Source organism: Novimethylophilus kurashikiensis (genome assembly GCF_003112435.1).
GTDB classification, from domain to species: domain Bacteria; phylum Pseudomonadota; class Gammaproteobacteria; order Burkholderiales; family Methylophilaceae; genus Novimethylophilus; species Novimethylophilus kurashikiensis.
Window position 1 is genome coordinate 118,982 of record NZ_BDOQ01000001.1, and the last position, 17,528, is coordinate 136,509.

General features: G+C 53.6%; 15 protein-coding genes. 6 read left to right on the forward strand and 9 right to left on the reverse strand.

Features of this window, described 5'->3' with window-relative positions; genetic code table 11:
• Positions 1-14: 14 nt before the first annotated feature.
• The gene (locus tag NMK_RS00560) at positions 15-719 is read right to left on the reverse strand and encodes a hypothetical protein (protein WP_109013810.1); all 705 of its coding nucleotides are present in this window, start codon (positions 717-719) and stop codon (positions 15-17) included.
• Positions 720-888: 169 nt separating this feature from the next.
• Between NMK_RS00560 and NMK_RS00565 the strand changes: the two genes are divergently transcribed.
• Positions 889-2,274: a TAXI family TRAP transporter solute-binding subunit gene (locus tag NMK_RS00565; RefSeq protein ID WP_227871287.1), complete on the forward strand. Its 1,386-nt coding sequence runs from the start codon at positions 889-891 to the stop codon at positions 2,272-2,274.
• Positions 2,275-2,336: 62 nt separating this feature from the next.
• Here the strand turns inward: NMK_RS00565 and NMK_RS00570 are convergent, their stop codons facing one another.
• The 5 genes from NMK_RS00570 to NMK_RS00590 all read right to left on the reverse strand — a co-directional run bounded on the left by NMK_RS00570 (position 2,337) and on the right by NMK_RS00590 (position 6,460).
• Positions 2,337-3,035 (reverse strand): hypothetical protein, encoded by a 699-nt coding sequence (locus tag NMK_RS00570; RefSeq protein ID WP_109013811.1) that lies wholly within the window; start codon positions 3,033-3,035, stop codon positions 2,337-2,339.
• A gap of 284 nt (positions 3,036-3,319) precedes the next feature.
• A complete protein-coding gene (locus tag NMK_RS00575; protein WP_109013812.1) occupies positions 3,320-3,853 on the reverse strand; it encodes a hypothetical protein in 534 nt (177 codons plus the stop codon).
• 13 nt (positions 3,854-3,866) lie between these two features.
• Positions 3,867-4,241 carry a hypothetical protein gene (locus NMK_RS00580; RefSeq protein WP_109013813.1) on the reverse strand — a complete coding sequence of 125 codons (375 nt, stop codon included), beginning with the start codon at positions 4,239-4,241 and terminating at the stop codon, positions 3,867-3,869.
• 114 nt (positions 4,242-4,355) lie between these two features.
• On the reverse strand, positions 4,356-5,708 hold the full coding sequence (locus tag NMK_RS00585) for an ATP-binding protein (protein WP_109013814.1): 1,353 nt from the start codon (positions 5,706-5,708) through the stop codon (positions 4,356-4,358).
• A complete protein-coding gene (locus NMK_RS00590; RefSeq protein ID WP_109013815.1) occupies positions 5,708-6,460 on the reverse strand; it encodes a response regulator in 753 nt (250 codons plus the stop codon). Before NMK_RS00590 ends, NMK_RS00585 begins: the two co-directional genes overlap by 1 nt.
• A 338-nt stretch (positions 6,461-6,798) precedes the next feature.
• Here NMK_RS00590 and NMK_RS00595 point away from each other — a divergent pair, with 338 nt between their 5' ends.
• From NMK_RS00595 to NMK_RS00615, 5 genes are all read left to right on the forward strand, one after another.
• Complete coding sequence (locus NMK_RS00595; RefSeq protein ID WP_109013816.1) at positions 6,799-7,995, forward strand: ammonium transporter; 1,197 nt, start codon at positions 6,799-6,801, stop codon at positions 7,993-7,995.
• A gap of 270 nt (positions 7,996-8,265) precedes the next feature.
• Entirely contained in the window at positions 8,266-9,639 is a 1,374-nt protein-coding gene (locus NMK_RS00600) for a CHASE3 domain-containing protein (RefSeq protein WP_109013817.1), read from the forward strand.
• 3 nt (positions 9,640-9,642) lie between these two features.
• Positions 9,643-10,281, forward strand: coding sequence for a response regulator (locus tag NMK_RS00605; RefSeq protein WP_109013818.1), 639 nt, complete (start codon positions 9,643-9,645; stop codon positions 10,279-10,281).
• Positions 10,282-10,408: 127 nt separating this feature from the next.
• On the forward strand, positions 10,409-12,586 hold the full coding sequence (locus NMK_RS00610; protein WP_109013819.1) for an EAL domain-containing protein: 2,178 nt from the start codon (positions 10,409-10,411) through the stop codon (positions 12,584-12,586).
• Positions 12,587-12,643: 57 nt separating this feature from the next.
• The gene (locus NMK_RS00615; RefSeq protein ID WP_109013820.1) at positions 12,644-13,669 is read left to right on the forward strand and encodes a sensor domain-containing diguanylate cyclase; all 1,026 of its coding nucleotides are present in this window, start codon (positions 12,644-12,646) and stop codon (positions 13,667-13,669) included.
• A gap of 391 nt (positions 13,670-14,060) precedes the next feature.
• On the opposite strand, the gene NMK_RS00620 is transcribed toward NMK_RS00615, so the two are convergent.
• The 3 genes from NMK_RS00620 to NMK_RS00630 all read right to left on the reverse strand — a co-directional run bounded on the left by NMK_RS00620 (position 14,061) and on the right by NMK_RS00630 (position 17,353).
• On the reverse strand, positions 14,061-15,164 hold the full coding sequence (locus tag NMK_RS00620; RefSeq protein WP_109013821.1) for an OmpA family protein: 1,104 nt from the start codon (positions 15,162-15,164) through the stop codon (positions 14,061-14,063).
• Positions 15,165-15,313: 149 nt separating this feature from the next.
• The gene (locus NMK_RS00625) at positions 15,314-17,053 is read right to left on the reverse strand and encodes a cation:proton antiporter domain-containing protein (protein WP_109013822.1); all 1,740 of its coding nucleotides are present in this window, start codon (positions 17,051-17,053) and stop codon (positions 15,314-15,316) included.
• Positions 17,054-17,092: 39 nt separating this feature from the next.
• A complete protein-coding gene (locus NMK_RS00630) occupies positions 17,093-17,353 on the reverse strand; it encodes a hypothetical protein (protein ID WP_109013823.1) in 261 nt (86 codons plus the stop codon).
• Between the last annotated feature and the right edge of the window lie 175 nt (positions 17,354-17,528).

Here is a 17,528-nt window from a genome sequence, read left to right on the forward strand (position 1 = left end):
CCGCACTGGCTGCGTTATTGTTCGTCGTCTTCCTCGTCGTTGTAGCCGTAGGGCAATTCGTCGTCGTTCTCGAGCATGACTTCCTCGATCTCCGCATCGCGGTCGTTCATGATGTTTTCGCGAATACGATAAACGCGGGCGTGACGCCGTTGGTCCGGAGTCAGGTCGCCGAACAGGGATTCGATCTCGGTTTCGTCCAGGTGCGGCGCCTCCTCGGCATTGTCCAGCAGATGCGAGGCTGCGTCCGAGTCGAGGTCTATCTCGGAAATGAACTGCAAGGATTCGTCGTACAACTCGGCTTGCATGGCGCTGCCTTCGGTCAGCACGATCAAGTATCCGCCCCCCGGCTGCTCGAAATGATGCGCCACGGCGTGGCTATCCTGCTCTGACGGCGCTTGCATGCTTTGGTCGAACAGCGGCGTATCCTGGCTGTGCAGTTGCTGCATGGCAGAAAGATTTTCCTGAAGCTTGGCTTCGTCGGGGCCGCGGTCCTGCAAATCGGCATATCCCAGGTCGTCCACGCGGGGACCGTCGCCGCCGAATTGGGCGGCGTTTTCTTCATTGAGTCCCGCGGCGTCCGAAAGCTCGGTGGAAAACGGATAATGCTCGCTCGATACCTGACCGACGTCGTTGGCCGCCTCTGCGGGAAAATCGGCGACGGCGTCCTCGGCCATCGGCTCGGGTCTGGAACTGGCTTTTTGTTGGGCTGGCGTACTCATGGCAATAAGGTCTCCTTGCAATGTTGCAATGCCACCCATGGTCAGGAGATTAATCTTCCCTGTCGGTGCGCTACCCTGTGTTTGCGTTACATCTGATCAAATGTCAGTCGTATGAAAGGCGGCTCCATTAAAATTACTTCTTTAACCTTAATCGATCCCGGAGCAAATCTTGGCTGAGGCGAACCAAAGAAAAATTTCACTCAAGTTTCTTCCCATCCCAAAAATCGTCCGAATATCCTGGCAAGACTTGTTCGCCTCGCTGGCGCCCGTCGTTGTGGTCAGCGTCGTGGTCATCGCCATCGCGATTCATTTCGTGCAACCGGCACCGCCCAGCACCATTACCATGACCGCCGGGCCCAAGGGCAGCGTCTTGTATTCGGTGGCCGAGCGCTATCAGAAAAGCCTGGCCAAAAAAGGCATCAAGCTCGTCATCATGGAATCCGCGGGTTCGCTGGATAACCTCAAGCGGCTGATCGATCCCAATGTGACGGTGGACGTAGGCTTTGTGCAGGGTGGGGTGGCGGACGACCTGGATATCGGCGAATTGACCTCGCTGGGCAGCGTGTCTTACGAGCCGTTGACTATTGTTTATCGGCATCCCCATGCCATCCATCGCCTGTCTGAGCTTAAGGGAAAACCGATTGCCGTCGGACCGGAGGGCAGCGGCACGCGTGTCTTGGCCCTGGCCATCCTCAAGGCCAACGGCATCGATCCTGCCAACGCCAATCTGGTCAGCCTGAGCGGCGACAAGGCGGTGGATGCATTGATCGACAAGCAGGTGGACGCGGCCTTCTTGATGGGAGATTCCGCGGCGCGGGGCTTGATCCGCAAGGTGCTACATACCAAGGACTTGCGCATGTTCGATTTTCCTCAGGCGGATGCCTACCTGCGGCGCTTCCGCTATCTGAACAAGCTGGATATCCCGGCCGGTACGTTCGACCTGGGCGCTAATCTGCCCGCCAAGCCGACAGTCATGATGGCACCTACCATGGAACTGATCGCCCGTCCCGACCTGCATCCCGCGCTATCCGACATCCTTATCGAAACCGCGCAGGAAGTGCACGGCAAGGCCACGCTGCTGCAAAAACACGGCGAATTCCCCGCGCCGCTGGAGCACGAATATCCCATCAGCGAGGAAGCCAACCGCTATTACAAATCCGGCAAGGGCTTCGCTTACCGCTACATGCCGTTCTGGCTGGCGAGCCTGACGGATCGCATCCTGGTCATGATCGTCCCGGTGCTCGTGGTGCTGATCCCCGGCCTGCGCTTTGTACCCACGCTATACGGCTGGCGCATCAGGCGTCGCATTTATCGTCATTACGGTGAGTTGATGGCGCTGGAGCGTGCCGCGCTGGGGGAACTGTCCGACGAGGAGAAATCCGAATTGAGCCGTCGTTTAGACGGTATCGAGCGCGCCATCATCAGCGGCAAGATACCCGGTGCCTTTGCCGACGAAACCTATGTGCTGCGGCAGCATATCAAGTTTGTGAGGGAGCGACTGGCGCTGGCAACGTCAGCCAAAGCAACGAATCACAAACAGGAGACGTCGCAATAGCGATATTAGAAAACAAAAGGGGCCGAACGGCCCCTTTTTTATTGGCGATGTATTTCCGTCGATCAGGCAGATGCGCTGATGTTGAGTCCGGGATTGCGGCCATTCTGTAGATTAGTGGCAATCGATTTCAGGAAGTCCGAAAGCGAAGCTTGGTTGCTCGTGCTGCCGCCCATCGCCGTCATCAAATTCTGGAAATCCTGTTGCAATGCGGAAACGGAAGAATTGGAAGTGCCGGTGGCCGACGACGAATCGCCGGTGGATAGCTGCTGGATGATGTTTTGCAAACCGTTTTCCATCTTGCTCAGGCCGCCGTGGTAATGCCGCCCACCGCCCACACCCTGGGCTGCGGATGCGCTGCTGCCATCGTTGTCGCCGTCGCTATCCGTACCGGCGCTGGCGGTAGTGTTTTGTGCGCCTTGGGCATGCATGGCGGCAAACAGGTCGTGCATGAATGTTTGCAAGGCTTGCTGCGGATCGGTGGTGGAGGACGTTGTCGTGCTGTCTGATGTGGTTCCATCGGTCGAGGCGGTGGTCGAGGTGCCGGAACCGGAGGTGCTCGAAGCCGAGGATGCCCCGGTCACGCCCATCTGGGACAGTGCCTGCATGATGGCAGAGGCGAAGGCCCCGCCCTTGCCGATGCCGCGTGCACCGCGGTTTCCGTCATTGTCGCCGTCACCGTCCCGCCCGCGATTGACCTGGGAGTTGGATGCATAGGGATTCAGCGAACCGACGCCGCCGAACAGGCTGTTGATGGATGACATGTTGTTCCTCCTTGTTAAAAGATTGTTCGAGCGAAGGCTCGATACGAAAAAGTTAGCGGTATTACCAGAGCGAAAATTGAGCCAGTTTTTGTAACAAATGGTAACGAAGTGTATATGCCTGCAACCGCTCCGAAAGCCGCGTCATTGCTTGATCCTGAGTCAGATGCCTGCATTACGGCTGACAATGCAATGGAGCGAGCGACACCGTAAAAAGATCAAGCGGCAAAGCACTGCCAGCAAAATGGCAATGTTTGCCGCTTGATGAGTGGGGAATGCAATACCAATTAAGGCGGCGGCAAATACCCAGGTGGTGGGGGCGGCGGTGGATAATAGGATGGCGTACTTTCCCTGACAGATGGGGTTGCTCTATCGTATGGTGCAGTCATGAGCCTGCCCGAAACCGGTACGCGATGACCGTACCCGTACATGCACTGGACGTAGGCATTGTCGTATCGACTTTGCGATCCGTAGGCTGAGGAATCTGCTTCGCCAAGCCCCACCGCACTGCCCACGATCAATCCCGTTGCCGCTCCAACGCCGCCACCGCGTCCTCCGCCTGCTACAGCACCGGCTACGGCCCCGATGGCCGTGCCGGCAGCTGCACTGCGAGCCAGGCTGCTATCGGCATTTCGCGCCGCTGAACTGCCGCCGATCCGATCACTTGCAAATGCGCGGCACAACCCGTCATCGTTGCGGAATTGATCGAAACTTTTTCCCGTGCCCGGCAATGCCATGACGCTCGGCCCGTTGGGCATTGTCGAGCACGCACTCAATAACAGCACCGCGAGCACAAGTGGTTTTCTGCGATGGTCGGACATGACGTTCTCCCTGTTATTGCTGCGGCGCGGGTGGGGTCGGAACGACTTGCTTCCAGCCGCCTGGGCAATCCTTGATGTAGGGGTAGTAGCCGTCCGGATTGTCGCAGTGATACCAATATCCCGTATTCGCCGGCGATGTCGCCCCCGAGGGGGCCGGAGCTTGGGGCGCCTGTTCGATATAGACCGGCGGCTGGGCCGGCGCAACAACCACAGGCGGATAGTAGGGGTAGGGATAGTAATAAGGCGGCGGGTAATAGGGATGCGGGTAAGGCATTCCGAAGTAGAACCCCAGCCCGATATGGCCGTGGCCGTGGTCGGCCAATGCGGCTGGGCTCAGGCTGGCACCGGCCAGGGCAAGCGCGCCGAGAAGGATTTTCGGGATGTTCATGCTGAATCTCCTTGCAGTCGTTGAAACACAACGCTATTCAACGCCCGCAAGGTATCTCGAATAATTCAGCTAGCCGTTTTTTTGTAACGTATCGTAAACGGACTGACGACCTTCTTAGTTTGAAGGTGCCAGCGGCAGCTCCAGCACGGCCACGAGACCGAGTTCTGCTACCCCCATGTTTTTCAAGATAATTCGGCCTTGGTGACGCTCGGCGATGATGCGGGCGATGGTCAGCCCTAAGCCCGTGCCTCCGGACTCTCGCGACCTGGAATCTTCAAGTCGATGAAACGGTTGAAAGACTTTTTCCAAATCGTGGGCAGGAATCCCTTCGCCGCCGTCGATAACCGAAATCAACGCTTTACCTGCCGATTTTTGTACCGATACATGGGCGAACTGTCCATATTTGACGGCGTTGTCCATGAGGTTGGAAATACAGCGACGCAGGGCGAGCGGCGATCCCCAGATCGTCGTGTTGGACGTCCCGTCGAAGGTGATTTCGCTGCCGGCGTCGATCGCGTCGTTGCACAAGGCTTCGGTGAGCGAATCGATATCCACCAGTTCGAAAGGTTCGTCCGTGGTGATGGTGTGCGCATAGTCGAGCCCTTCCCGAACCAGTGATTGCGTCACTGTGAGGTCGGCTACCAGTGCGGTGCGTAGTGCAGGATCGCTTACTTTTTCCAGACGCAGCCTGAGGCGCGTCAGCGGCGTTTGTAAATCGTGCGCGATGGCGGACAGCATGAAGGTGCGTTCCTGGATATAGCTTTGAATGCTGGCTTGCATGCGGTTGAATGCGATAGAGGCTTCCCTGACTTCGCGCGGCCCAGGAGTTTCGGCCAGGGGTGGGTGCTTGAGATTGCTGCCGAGCGCATTGGCAGCCCGGGCCAATTGGCGCAATGGCCTGGTCGTCATGAGCGCCACGATCCATGCAAAGACGGCCAAACCCGCCATGAAAGTAATCAGGTCGCGCATGAAGTTTCCGCGGAAGGGCGGCGGCGGATGGTCGTGACGGGCGACATCGAGCTTGATGCGCGTGCCATCCTTTAATGCGGTGAACACGCTGATGCAATGCGGTTTATCCTCAGGATGGGGGCCGGTGAAGGCGGGACAGTCCTTGTTTTCCTGGTCGACAATTTCAATAGGCCGATCGCTGCCGAGCTGCTGGCGCAGTTCCTGGGTGATTTCAGAATCCGGCGCCTGACCGACGACGCCGACGGTGGGCGCTAGATCGACGCGCAGGCCGTAGTTGGCATAGACCTGGGCAATGGCTTGGCGGGAAGCTTGCGGTGCAGAGTCCAGCAATTGAATGGCTTGTTCGATGCGCTCTGCTGCGTGGTGGGTACGCAGGTGGGATTCCAGGTTCTTGCGTTCGGTGCCCGCCAGGGTAAACACCAATGCGCCAGAAAGCATCGTTCCGCCGATGAGGATCAAAAAAGTTCGAACGGTAATCGAGTCGAGCGGATTCCACATTATCGATACTCCACCTCAACCGGTACCGTCAGCACATAGCCCTCGCTGCGAACGGTCTTGATGATGGCGGGCGATTTGGCGTCGTCCTGCACTTTAAGCCGGATGCGGCTGACTTGCAGATCTATGGAACGATCGTAAGGGCCTGCTTCGCGCCCGTGCATCCAATCCATCAGTTGATCTCGGCTCAGCACCCGATTCGGATGGTCGAGAAATAGCTTGAGCAAGCGGAATTCGGCACCCGAGAGGGATACGACCACGTCGGTCGGACTGATTAAATGGCGGGCCATCAGGTCCAGTGCCCAACCTTGAAAACGCAATCTTAAAGCTTCGCGTGATACCGGCTCCTGCACGGCGGCAGCGGCTGTCCGCCGCAATACGCTGCGAATGCGCGACAGCAGTTCCAGCGGTTCGAAAGGCTTACAGACGTAATCGTCCGCGCCGCTCTCTAGCCCGACGATGCGGTCGATGTGATGCGTCTTTGCTGTCAGCATGATGACGGGGATATTCGAATCTTGGCGCAACTCTCGACAAAGCTCGATGCCGTTCCGGCCCGGCAAGTTGAGGTCGAGCACGATGAGGTCGTATGCGGACTGTTCTAGCCGATGAAACATTTCCTCCCCGTCGCCGGCTTGCTGAGGATTCAACCCGTTTTGGCTGAGGAAGTCGGAAAGCAGCGCGCGAATATCCCGGTCGTCGTCCACGATCAGGATACGCGGGCAATGCGACGGTTGTGGCGGTGTATTGAGGCTCATGGCAGTTGGATCCGTGGGCAGTCTTGTTGCTGCGCATCGACGAGTTCATTGAAGAGTTGCTGTCCCGCATACCGAGCACCAGCATAGGCGAACTATTTGAACAAGCACTTGTATCCGCGGTTTTTCCACAACGAGCATTTTTGTAATGTTTTGTATCAGTTGCTTGGTTGGGATGCACTACAAATGCCCAACAACGGGGCACCGAAATTGTGCAGTGATTCATAATGGTGCAAAAATAATGTTTGGTGAGGTTTTGTGTCTATTTAAAACAATGACTTATGTATTGGCTTGATTATTGCTAAATTGCACCGAAAAATTTTTTCGGAGGAGGCAGTCAATTGGATCATCCTAATAACGCAAACGACGTTCTATTTATTCTGCTGGGCGCCATCATGGTGCTCGCCATGCATGCCGGGTTTGCTTTTCTTGAGGTAGGCACGGTACGCAAGAAGAACCAGGTCAATGCCCTGGTCAAGATCATGGTGGACTTCTCGATTTCCGCCATCGCCTATTTCTTTATCGGTTATGGCGTCGCCTACGGCATCAGCTTCCTGCATGGAGCGGATGCGTTGGCGGCGAAAAACGGCTATGAACTGGTCAAGTTCTTCTTCCTGCTGACCTTTGCCGCGGCAATTCCAGCGATCATTTCCGGCGGTATCGCAGAGCGCATGAAGTTCAACCCGCAAATCGCAGCGACCTTCCTGTTGGTCGGCCTGGTATACCCATTCTTCGAGGGTATTGCCTGGAACAACCACTACGGCTTGCAGGATTGGCTCAAGGCCAGCTTCGGCGCTAACTTCCACGACTTTGCCGGCTCTGTCGTCGTGCATGCCATGGGCGGCTGGATCGCCATCGGCGCCGTGGTGATGCTGGGCGCCCGTCGCGGTCGATACAGCAAAGATGGCCGTTTGCATGCCTTCCCACCGTCCAACATTCCATTCCTTGCCCTGGGTTCGTGGATTCTCACCGTGGGTTGGTTCGGCTTTAACGTGATGTCCGCGCAGACCCACGACGCCATCAACGGCCTAGTTGCGCTGAACTCGCTCATGGCACTGGTGGGCGGCACCCTCGCGGCGCTGGTATTCGGACGCAACGATCCTGGCTTTGTGCATAACGGCCCGTTGGCAGGCCTGGTGGCAGTGTGTGCTGGTTCCGACATCATGCATCCGCTAGGCGCATTGGCGACCGGCCTGATTGCCGGCGGCCTCTTCGTCTGGGCATTTACCATGACGCAAAACCGCTGGAAGATCGACGACGTCTTAGGCGTATGGCCGCTGCATGGCCTTTGTGGTGCCTGGGGCGGCATTGCTGCCGGTATCTTCGGCGCCAAGGCGTTAGGCGGTATCGGCGGTGTAAGTCTGGGTGCCCAAATTGTCGGCACCTTGCTTGGCATCGCCATTGCGCTTGCGGCTGGATTTGCTGTCTACGGCGGCCTGAAGAAGCTGATCGGCATCCGGTTGGATGCCGAAGAAGAATTCGACGGGGCGGATTTGTCGATTCACAAGATTACGGCTACGCCTGAATCGGATGAGTGATTGACGATAATTCCAAGAGCAAACACTATAGTGTCGGAATAAATAAAATCCATCAGGCGGCAATTGAAGGTCTGAAGGTGCGATGTAAAAATGGCTCGGGTACCCGGGCCATTTTTTATGGCTGAGCTGCACAGTACTAGCTGTCACATGTTTCACCTCAGTAGATCATTAAATGACTGATGTAATTCAACAATGGATGTTACATAAGCAAAAATCTAAAACTCTGGTTAAGATTCTTGCATGTAATTTCATGACACAGGCTGACCTAGCATGTCTGACAGAACTCATGTTCCGTTTGAAGTGAAACCCTCTTTTCTCCTCCTTTTTTTCGCGATCTTAATCGTCATCATCTCAGCGACCGATGCTCAAATAAGCTTTAACAGAATGATTGCGATGACTGACGCTCGCGCAAAGGCGAGATCATCAAGACTCGATCTGGAACACGTACTCTCGCTCTTCAAGGATCTAGAAACAGGCAGTCGAGGCTTTGTCATGACGGGGCTGGAAGAGTATCTAGAGCCTTATGCCATGGCAAAGGAACAACTGCCTAGTGCGTATAGTCACCTGAAGAACCAATTTAAAAGCGATCAATTGCCGGCTGGGTTTACCTGGAATGAACTGGATGGATTGGTAGAGCATCGATTTGAAATCTCGCAAAGGATGGTCGAGAAACGACTGGAACTTGGTGCGGGAGTATTTCAAGAAGTTGCTCTGTTTAATGAAGGCAGAAAAACAATGGATAAGATTAGAGGGAAGTTTTCCCAACTAGACTTATTCCAAGATTCACGAATCAATAATCTGAATGATTCAGTCCATAAATTAAGGACGCAGGCAGAAACATTTTCCTGGATTGCTGCTGGCATTACTGCATTGATGGTCGGGCTCGCCCTTTTTTTGCTTGTCCATGAAAGGAAGGCCCGTACAAAGCTGGAATGGGAACTACTGGAATCCAACCAACGGCTGGAGGTTAAGGTCTCCGAGAGAACAAAAGATTTATCCGAGGCTAAAGCGAGAATTTCAGAGTTTGCCTTGGTTCAGGAGAATGCAATTGAAGAGGAACGGCGACGGTTGGCGAGGGAAGTGCATGACCAAATCGGACAAATATTCACGGCTATTAAATTAATTATCGGCTCAGTACAAGAAAATGCCCTTCCAGAAGGGCAATACAAAGTCCTTCAGAGTGCTTTGGAAAGCGGGATAAGCAGCACAAGAAAAATCACGGCTGAATTGAGGCCTCCATTATTGGATGATCTGGGGTTAGAGGCGGCACTAGATTCCTACATTGGGCAATTTGCATCCAGCGCAGGTTATCAATATGAGGTCGAAATAAAAGATGTTGATAAACTGACTGAAACCCAAGCGTTGACCATATTCAGAATTACCCAAGAGGCTATCTCCAATATCATCAAATATGCCCGTGCAGCCAATGTCGTGATCAACGGTTTGGCGGTTGATGGCTTTTACGAATTCAAAATAAGTGATGATGGAGACGGTTTTGAATTCGACTCGCGTCGACCAGGTGCCTTAGGGCTGATTGCGATGCAAGAGCGGGCCAACTTATTGAATGGGGATTGCAAGATTGAATCAAGGTTGACTCAAGGTACAACAGTAACTATTCACCTGCCCCTAGCTACGGACGTGTAAATTATGAATGTGCTGATTGTCGAGGATCATCCCATTTTTAGGATCGGTGTGCGGCAATTACTTGTACAGCGATGGCCGAATGCTCAGATTGAAGAGGCTGCAAATCTCAATGATGCAATAACCGATCTTAAAACCCATGAATGGCACATCGGCTTGGTTGACCTCAACCTTCCGGATGCCAATGGGGTAGAGATCATTACCAAGTTATTGAAATCCCAACCTCAATTAAAAATTCTAGTACTTAGTATGAACAGCGATGTTTTTTACGCACAACGCGTTCTACAGTTTGGCGCCATGGGGTACTTGGATAAGAGCCAAGCAACTACAGATCTTATTACGGCGATAGAGAGAATCATGAATGGAGGACGTTACGTATCGCCGTCATTGGCTGAGCACTTGGTGAAAAACGTGACAGGTATGCACCACCCACAACTACATGAATCGTTATCTGATCAGGAATATCGAGTCATGATGCAATTGGCAATGGGCAAAAGAATCAACGAAATTGCAGAAGGAATGAATTTATCCTCAAAAACGATCAGTACTTATCGGTCCAGAGTGCTGGAAAAACTAGACATTGCAAGCAATGCTGAGCTAGCCGCGTATTGCATTTATCATGGGCTATTGACCGAGCAGTATTGAAATATTGTAGGTAAAACCCTACATAAAAATCATCTACCACTTACATCCATATCAGGGCTATCTGCTAACAGCTGAACAATAAAACTTCAACAATTCGAGGTATATAAACGGGCCTTAGGGGCGCACCATGAATCTCGTTATTGTTGAAGACTCCGAACTCATTCTTTCGCAACTACTCAGAATCATCCATGAGCAGCCAAGAATTAAAATCACTGGTCTTGCCAAGACAGAAGATGAGGCTATTTCCCTCATCAAGGCAACCAGTCCAGATGCAATCCTGCTCGATTTAGGGCTGGCTCCCGGTAGCGGGCTACGCGTCCTTGAGGCCATAAGAGGCTTTGGAAGTGGTGCTCGAGTCCTCGTTCTCACCAATAATTCAAACGAACATATAAGGCGAGTGTGCACCCAATACGGCATCAGTGGTTTCTATGACAAAAGCCAGGAAGCTTATGCGTGTCTGGACAAATTATTCTCTTTTCTCCCCCAGTTGCCTGACAATGAGGTAGAACGTTTATTAAGGCTACAATCGACCCAGTTACTCGATACTCCAGAGCAAGAGGTCTACGACAATATTACTAAGCTGGCATGCCGTGTAACAGGTATGTCGGCATCCATGATCACGCTCGTGGATAAGGATCGGCAGTGGTTTTTGTCGCGGGTGGGAGTCGATACCAAAGAGACTTCCCGCACAGTCGCATTTTGTGCTCATGCCATTCTGCAGCAAGAAATCCTGGAAGTTAAAAATGCAAAGGATGATGTGAGGTTCAATGATAATCCACTGGTCATTGGCGCTCCTTACATCCGATTTTACGCAGGTGTCCCGCTTATTTTGTCTTCAGGAGAGGCGTTGGGAACACTTTGTGTCCTTGATACTAAACCGAATGAATTAAATACACATCAGAGGGAAGCTCTCAAAACGCTTGCAAGAAGTGCCCTAAGCGAAATTGAACTTCATATGCAACTCGTTGAGTTGGAAAAGGAAGTAACCCGCAGGAAATTAGCGGAAGAACACATCAAGCACCTTTCAACGCGCGATCCCCTCACAGCGCTTCCTAATCGATCAGCCTTCCGTGAAAGTTTGTCCCAGCAACTAAAAGTAGATAAGGCAAGGTGTGCTGTTATCTATATCAATCCAGATCGATTCAAGCTCATCAACGATACCCTCGGCCATGATGCTGGAGATGATCTATTGTCTGGCATTGCACACAGACTTACGCAACTGTTATCCGACACCAATCTTATTGCCAGGATCGGAAGTGACGAATTTGCCGTTATTGCTACCGATGTATCTGGAGCACATGAGGCTTCACTCATTGCCGAAAATATCGTTGCCTCGTTGGCGGTGCCTTTTGAACTAAAGGGCAGGCAAGTTTTTCTGGAAGTCAGCATAGGCATCTCCTTATCCCCGGATGATGGAGAATCCCCCGAATCTCTGGCTCGTCGTGCGGATCTCGCGCTTTATCATGCTAAACATCTGGGCGGAAACAGAATCTGCATCTATTCCAGCGATCTCAATGACTATGCACAAGATACGATTGCTTTAGAAACCAATCTTCGCTTGGCCATAGATCGGAATGAGTTGGAAGTTTATTACCAGCCTCAAGTATCACTTATATCTTCAAAGGTATCGGGTGTGGAGGCACTTGTACGGTGGAACCATCCACACTTTGGCCTGACTTCCCCGCAAGTTTTCATTCCTTTGGCAGAAGAGCGCGGTCTTATCCAGGCGATTGGTCATTTTGTTCTTGATAGTGCACTACAACAACTGACGCTTTGGGATAAAGACGGTATGGTCATCCCCAAGGTTGCGATCAATGTTTCCGCCTTGGAGTTGAAGCCAGGCTATGTAGATGCGATTCAAGCTGCGCTTACAAAATATCAAATCAGACCTTCCCGCCTAGAGCTAGAAATCACGGAGTCTGTACTGGTCTCTGATGGGGTCGAAACCATGCAGATACTGGAGCATCTTCGAGGGTTAGGTATTACAATCGCGGTCGATGATTTTGGGGTTGGATATTCATCGTTAGGGCAACTAAGAAGACTTCCAATTGATGCACTCAAAGTCGATAAAAGTTTTATCGACAACATCCACAACGATGCCGAAGATGAAGCAATTGTGAATGCCATTGTGACCATGGCACGAGCTTTGGGCCTGAGAACCATCGCTGAAGGCGCGGAAACAGATCAACAGTTATCCAGTATTGAAAAGTTGGAGTGCGATTGCGTCCAAGGCTATGTGTTAGGAAAGCCCATGTCATCAACTGAGCTTTCTAAATGGATGAATTTCAATCCGGTCGTGAACTAAACCTGCAAAGAATGAAAGAAATACCTTCTTTTCCTTCATGATGCGCAAGGAGATGAGATGCAGCACGAGCAGTTATTAGATGTCATAAAGATTCAATCCGAAATAGCTCAGTCAGGTCTTGATTTGGGTAGTGTGATGTCCATTGTTGTGAATCGTACTTCTTCACTGATAGGTGCAGACGGCGCAGCTATTGAGCTAGCCGAAGGCAATGAAATGGTTTACCGGGCGACTTCCGGACTTGCTAATCAATATTTAGGCTTGCGTCTTAAACGTGAGGAAAGCTTGTCTGGAATGTGCGTTCGTCAAAACACAACGTTACTCTGTGAGGATGCAAACAACGATTGGCGCGTGAATAGGCAAGCTTGTGAAAAAATAGGGCTCAGATCGATGATTGTGATGCCTCTTTCCCATAAAGGAGAGGCGGTGGGCGTACTTAAAGCGATGTCTACTCAGGTCAGTAGATTTTCTGGCGAGGATATAAAGCTGCTTGAGTTGCTATCTGAACTCGTCGCTGCTGCTATGTTTTATTCAGCAAAGTACGACACGAACGAACTCTTCTACCAAGCAACGCATGATGGACTGACTGGATTAGCCAATAGATCTTTGTTCATGGATCGATTGAGAAATGAAATCTCGCAAGCATCAAGAAGTGAAAAAAGCGTTGGCGTACTTATCATGGACATGAATGGCCTCAAAGAAGTGAATGACACCTATGGCCATAGTGTTGGCGATGCCATCATCAAGGAGTTCTCCTCAAGAATCAAAGCCTGTGCTCGAGAAAATGATACTGTGGCAAGGTTGGGCGGCGATGAATTCGGGTCTATTCTTTCGCCAGTATCTTGTACTCAAGGTATTGAGAAGACGATAGCTCGAATGCATGAAGAAATTTCCAGGCCTTTCACTTACGAAGACCGTACCTATGAATTAAGCGCTTGCATAGGAGCCACCCATTGCCCAACGGATGGTTGTGATATTTCAACTTTGTTGGAGTTGGCAGATCAACGCATGTACGACCAGAAGCGCAATCATTACCAACTCAAGCGATCTTATCGTAATCAATCGAATTACTCATTTGAGGCGTAAAGCGGACATTCAATTGGCTGCATACGCAACCATTGAATGGGCGGATGTCCTCTACTCATAGCTTGTCAGTTCAGTCCATGTTCGACTGATCGTCAGCACCTCCTCCGTCTTCTGCATGCATGATGAGGGGGCCGGAATATCCTCAATCGCTCTCCGGAACTGTTCCTCACTGTTACGGGGCGCCTTCTCTGTAAAGGGATGAAGGATGTTGGAAGGTGAACTGGCGCGAAGCGGTTACTCTATGAAGTAAGCACCGCACTCATACCGTTAGTTTATAAAGACGCGTTCCACCGATTAAAGACAATAAAAAACCGTGATCGGCTTTCCCTATAGGGGCCAATCACGGTTTCAGGCATTGCAAGAAACAAATCCTGCAATGTTCAAGCTTGAATTACTGCTGGGTGCAGCCGGATTCCTGCTTGTAGGTGGCTTCCACCACGACGCGGCGGTTCGGTGCCAGGCATTCGATCAGCTTTTTCTTGCCGCGCACGCCTTCGCATGCCACGACCGGATCGGCCTTGCCCTTGCCCACGGCTTGCACTCGGTTGGCATCGACGCCTTGCTCGACCAGGTACTTCTTGACCGCATTGGCGCGGCGCTCGGAGAGTTTCTGGTTGTAGGCGGCGCTGCCCAGGCGGTCGGTGTAACCGTCGACCATCACCAGCTCGATGTCGCTGTGCTGCTTGATCTTCTGAGCCGTCTCATCCAGCTTGCTCTTGCCTTCAGCACTCAGGCGGTCGCCGTTGAATGCGAACAGTTCGGCAGCCGACAAGGTCATTTTCTCGACAGTGGGCTTGCACGGTTCTGCTGCGGGTTTTTCTGGAGCCGGGGCAGGTGCTGGAGCGGCGACTGGTGCGGGTGCCGGCTCTGGCGCTGGCATTTGTTCTGTTACGGCTAACAGCTTGGACACAGGTTCGCCGAAACGGTAGATCACGCCCAGGTTGAGCTGGGTGTTGCCAACAGTTTTGGTGTCGCGGTTGCCCACCAGGCCGGTTTCGGCTTCGCTCCAGATGTGGCGGAGGTCAGCCTGGAAACCCAGCTTGTCGCTCACGAGGTACTGAAAACCGGCACCAACGTTGCCCATCCAGGAATCCTTGTTACCGCCCCAGGTCGCGTCGCGATAGCGGGTCTTGTTGTCGGCGTAGCCCAAGCCTGCCAGCAGGAAGGGGCGGAACTTGTCGCGGCTGAACATGTAGAGCGCGTCGACGCCGAACAGCGCCTGCTTGTACTTGCCACGGGTGCTGAGGTTGGTGTCTTCGTCGGTGCGTGCGTAGGATGCGCCGGCCTGGATATCCCAGTTAGGGGTCAATTCCTTACCGAAGCGGATGAATCCGCCCATGCCGTCATCGGCCTTGAGGTCGCTGTCGGTCCAGTTGTAGTTGATGCCGGGAACGGCGTACCAGGCTTCGCGGTAGAGATCTTCGTCCGCAAACGCAGAAACGCTTGCGAGACCCAGGGCGGTAGCTACCGCCGCCAGAATTGCTTTGGCTTTCATTATTGTCCTTGATAGGGTTCTTGATTGAGCTGCCTCGGATTAGAGGCGGGCGCGGATTCTACCACGAACCCATGTGCCAAGAGGCCATGGTGGCCGATTTAGGATGATTTAGGGGACGCTGATTTGGTGCGATGAAGTCACTTGGGCAATCAACTTGCCGGGGTGCCGGTATCGGCTTCCGGCCCGTTTCTCACCAGCGAATAATCCGTGCCGCGCACCCCCTGCAACATGGAGCCGGTTTCCTCGCTCGAAATCCCCAGCAATTGCAGGCTTTCCGCGGCGATGCGCAGGCTGGCTTCCAAAGTTTCAGGCACCGCCTCGCGAACGCCGATGTTGTAGAACTCGTCGCATACGCGGAGGTCGCGTGCGCGTGCGACGATCTGGATGTGCGGGGCATGGGCACGGATGAGCTTGGCAGCGCGTAGCGCCTCAGGGCCGTTGTCGATCGTTAGCACCACCAGTTCGACGCTTTTCAGCGCCTGGTTGCCGAGCAGGGCAGGGTTGCCGATATCGCCATAGAACACCGGATGATCCTGGTCCCGCCAATGATCGATGAGCTCGGCATCGGTATCGAAGGCAATATAGGGGATTCCGCTGTGAGCCAGGATCGTACCCACCGTGTGCCCGACGCGGCCGTAGCCTGCAATTACTACCCTGGGTTCGGCTTCATGCTTGTGCAGGCGGAAGGGGAGCGGTGCTCCCGCTTTTGCCGCCTTGTCGGGCAACCTTGCCGCAAGCGTGCTGCCCAGCCTGGTCAGCAATGGCGTGAGCAGCATGGTGACGGAAATGACGGCAACGCCCATGGCGAACAACTCGTCGTCGATAATGCCGATGGCCTTGGCCGCGCCGAACACCACGAATCCGAATTCGCCGCCCTGCGGCAGCAGGAAAGCGACGCGTAGCGCGGTCCCCGAGCGGATGCCGAACATCCGGCACATACCAAAAATCACGACGCCCTTGATCAAAATGACGGCCAGCACCTGCAAGCCGAATTGCAACGGCTGCTGCGCCAGTGCGCCGACATCCACCGACATGCCCACCGCTACGAAGAACAGGCTCATCAGCAAGCCTTTGTGCGGCTCAATGGAGGCTTCGACCTGATGGCTGTAGCGCGAGGTCGACAGCATCATGCCCATGATGAAGGCCCCCAATCCCATGGACATGCCCGAATGCTCCATCGCCAGCGCCGCCATGAACATCGCGGCCATGGCGACCAGGAAAAACCCTTCCCGATTGTTACGGCGCGCAAGAAAATCCAGGATTCTGGGAACGACGTAGCGCCCTCCCAGTACTACCATTGCAACCAGTGTCACCGGCTCTAGAAATCGCTCCCAAAACGAGGGTGGCATCGCTGTGGAAGCCGCTGTATTAGCCAGCATGGGCACGACGGCTTGCAGCGGAACGACTGCGAGGTCTTGCATGAGCAGGATGGCAAAGGCGATGCCGCCGTATTTGCTGGCCATCTCGCCTTGGTCGCGCAGCATTTGAACGACAAACGCAGTGGACGACAGTGCGAGGCTGGCGCCAAACACGAAGGCCACGCTCCAGTTGGAATCCAATGCCCGGTAGAAGGCGGCGATTGCAAGCGTACTCAGGATCACTTGCAAAGAGCCCAGGCCGAACAGCATGCGTCGCATCTCCCACAGTCGGCGCGGCTTCATTTCCAGCCCGATCAGGAACAGCAGCAGTACCACGCCCAATTCGGTGAACTGGCGTATGCCGTCTACCTCCAGGGTGAGGAAAGGCCCAGGCGTGTGCGGACCGACAATGACGCCCGTGACCAGCAGGCCGAGGATGGAACCCAGGCCGAAATGGCGGAAGATGGTCACTGCGATCGATGCGACGACCAGCAGCAGGACTGCGGAATAGACGAAAGATTTTGGATCCATGATGCCGGTAATGATACAGATGCTGCGGGAGCTGCGGGTTCAGCCCGCCGTATTGTTCTCGCGCAAATAGGCCGCAATGGCCGTTAGTTCTTGCTGCGGGTCGGCATAGTCTTCATAGCGCCGCTCGGTTTTGTCGTACCAGTAACGGCTGTTCCACGCATCGCCCTCGATTTTGTGCAGCACGGCGTGTATCCATCGGGCAACGGGATGCCCCGAGTTTTGCACGATTTCGTGGGCTTCGTCCCAGCGTCCGACCTGTGCGGCCTCGACGGCCTTCATGAATGCGGTGTTTTGTGTCATTTCGATACTCGCAAACAGGGGAGATTTCGCTAGCTTAGCGCAATCGCATGCGGCGTACTGTTGCATCGATTTGTGAGCAGCATGGTTTGGGATGAGGTTTCAGTGGCTTAGGCAAGTTATCCACAGAGTCATCCATAGCTTTTGTGGATGAATCGATGCCGTACACACTCCTGCA

Bases quoted from the DNA above. Each gene is read 5' to 3' on its own strand.
- NMK_RS00615 (WP_109013820.1), top strand. From the start codon at position 12,644: ATGCAGCACGAGCAGTTATTAGATGTCATAAAGATTCAATCCGAAATA.
- NMK_RS00625 (WP_109013822.1), bottom strand. From the start codon at position 17,053: ATGGATCCAAAATCTTTCGTCTATTCCGCAGTCCTGCTGCTGGTCGTC.
- NMK_RS00570 (WP_109013811.1), bottom strand. From the start codon at position 3,035: ATGTCATCCATCAACAGCCTGTTCGGCGGCGTCGGTTCGCTGAATCCC.
- NMK_RS00630 (WP_109013823.1), bottom strand. From the start codon at position 17,353: ATGACACAAAACACCGCATTCATGAAGGCCGTCGAGGCCGCACAGGTC.
- NMK_RS00580 (WP_109013813.1), bottom strand. From the start codon at position 4,241: ATGAACATCCCGAAAATCCTTCTCGGCGCGCTTGCCCTGGCCGGTGCC.
- NMK_RS00590 (WP_109013815.1), bottom strand. From the start codon at position 6,460: ATGAGCCTCAATACACCGCCACAACCGTCGCATTGCCCGCGTATCCTG.
- NMK_RS00600 (WP_109013817.1), top strand. From the start codon at position 8,266: ATGTCTGACAGAACTCATGTTCCGTTTGAAGTGAAACCCTCTTTTCTC.
- NMK_RS00610 (WP_109013819.1), top strand. From the start codon at position 10,409: ATGAATCTCGTTATTGTTGAAGACTCCGAACTCATTCTTTCGCAACTA.
- NMK_RS00575 (WP_109013812.1), bottom strand. From the start codon at position 3,853: ATGTCCGACCATCGCAGAAAACCACTTGTGCTCGCGGTGCTGTTATTG.
- NMK_RS00560 (WP_109013810.1), bottom strand. From the start codon at position 719: ATGAGTACGCCAGCCCAACAAAAAGCCAGTTCCAGACCCGAGCCGATG.
- NMK_RS00585 (WP_109013814.1), bottom strand. From the start codon at position 5,708: ATGTGGAATCCGCTCGACTCGATTACCGTTCGAACTTTTTTGATCCTC.
- NMK_RS00620 (WP_109013821.1), bottom strand. From the start codon at position 15,164: ATGAAAGCCAAAGCAATTCTGGCGGCGGTAGCTACCGCCCTGGGTCTC.
- NMK_RS00605 (WP_109013818.1), top strand. From the start codon at position 9,643: ATGAATGTGCTGATTGTCGAGGATCATCCCATTTTTAGGATCGGTGTG.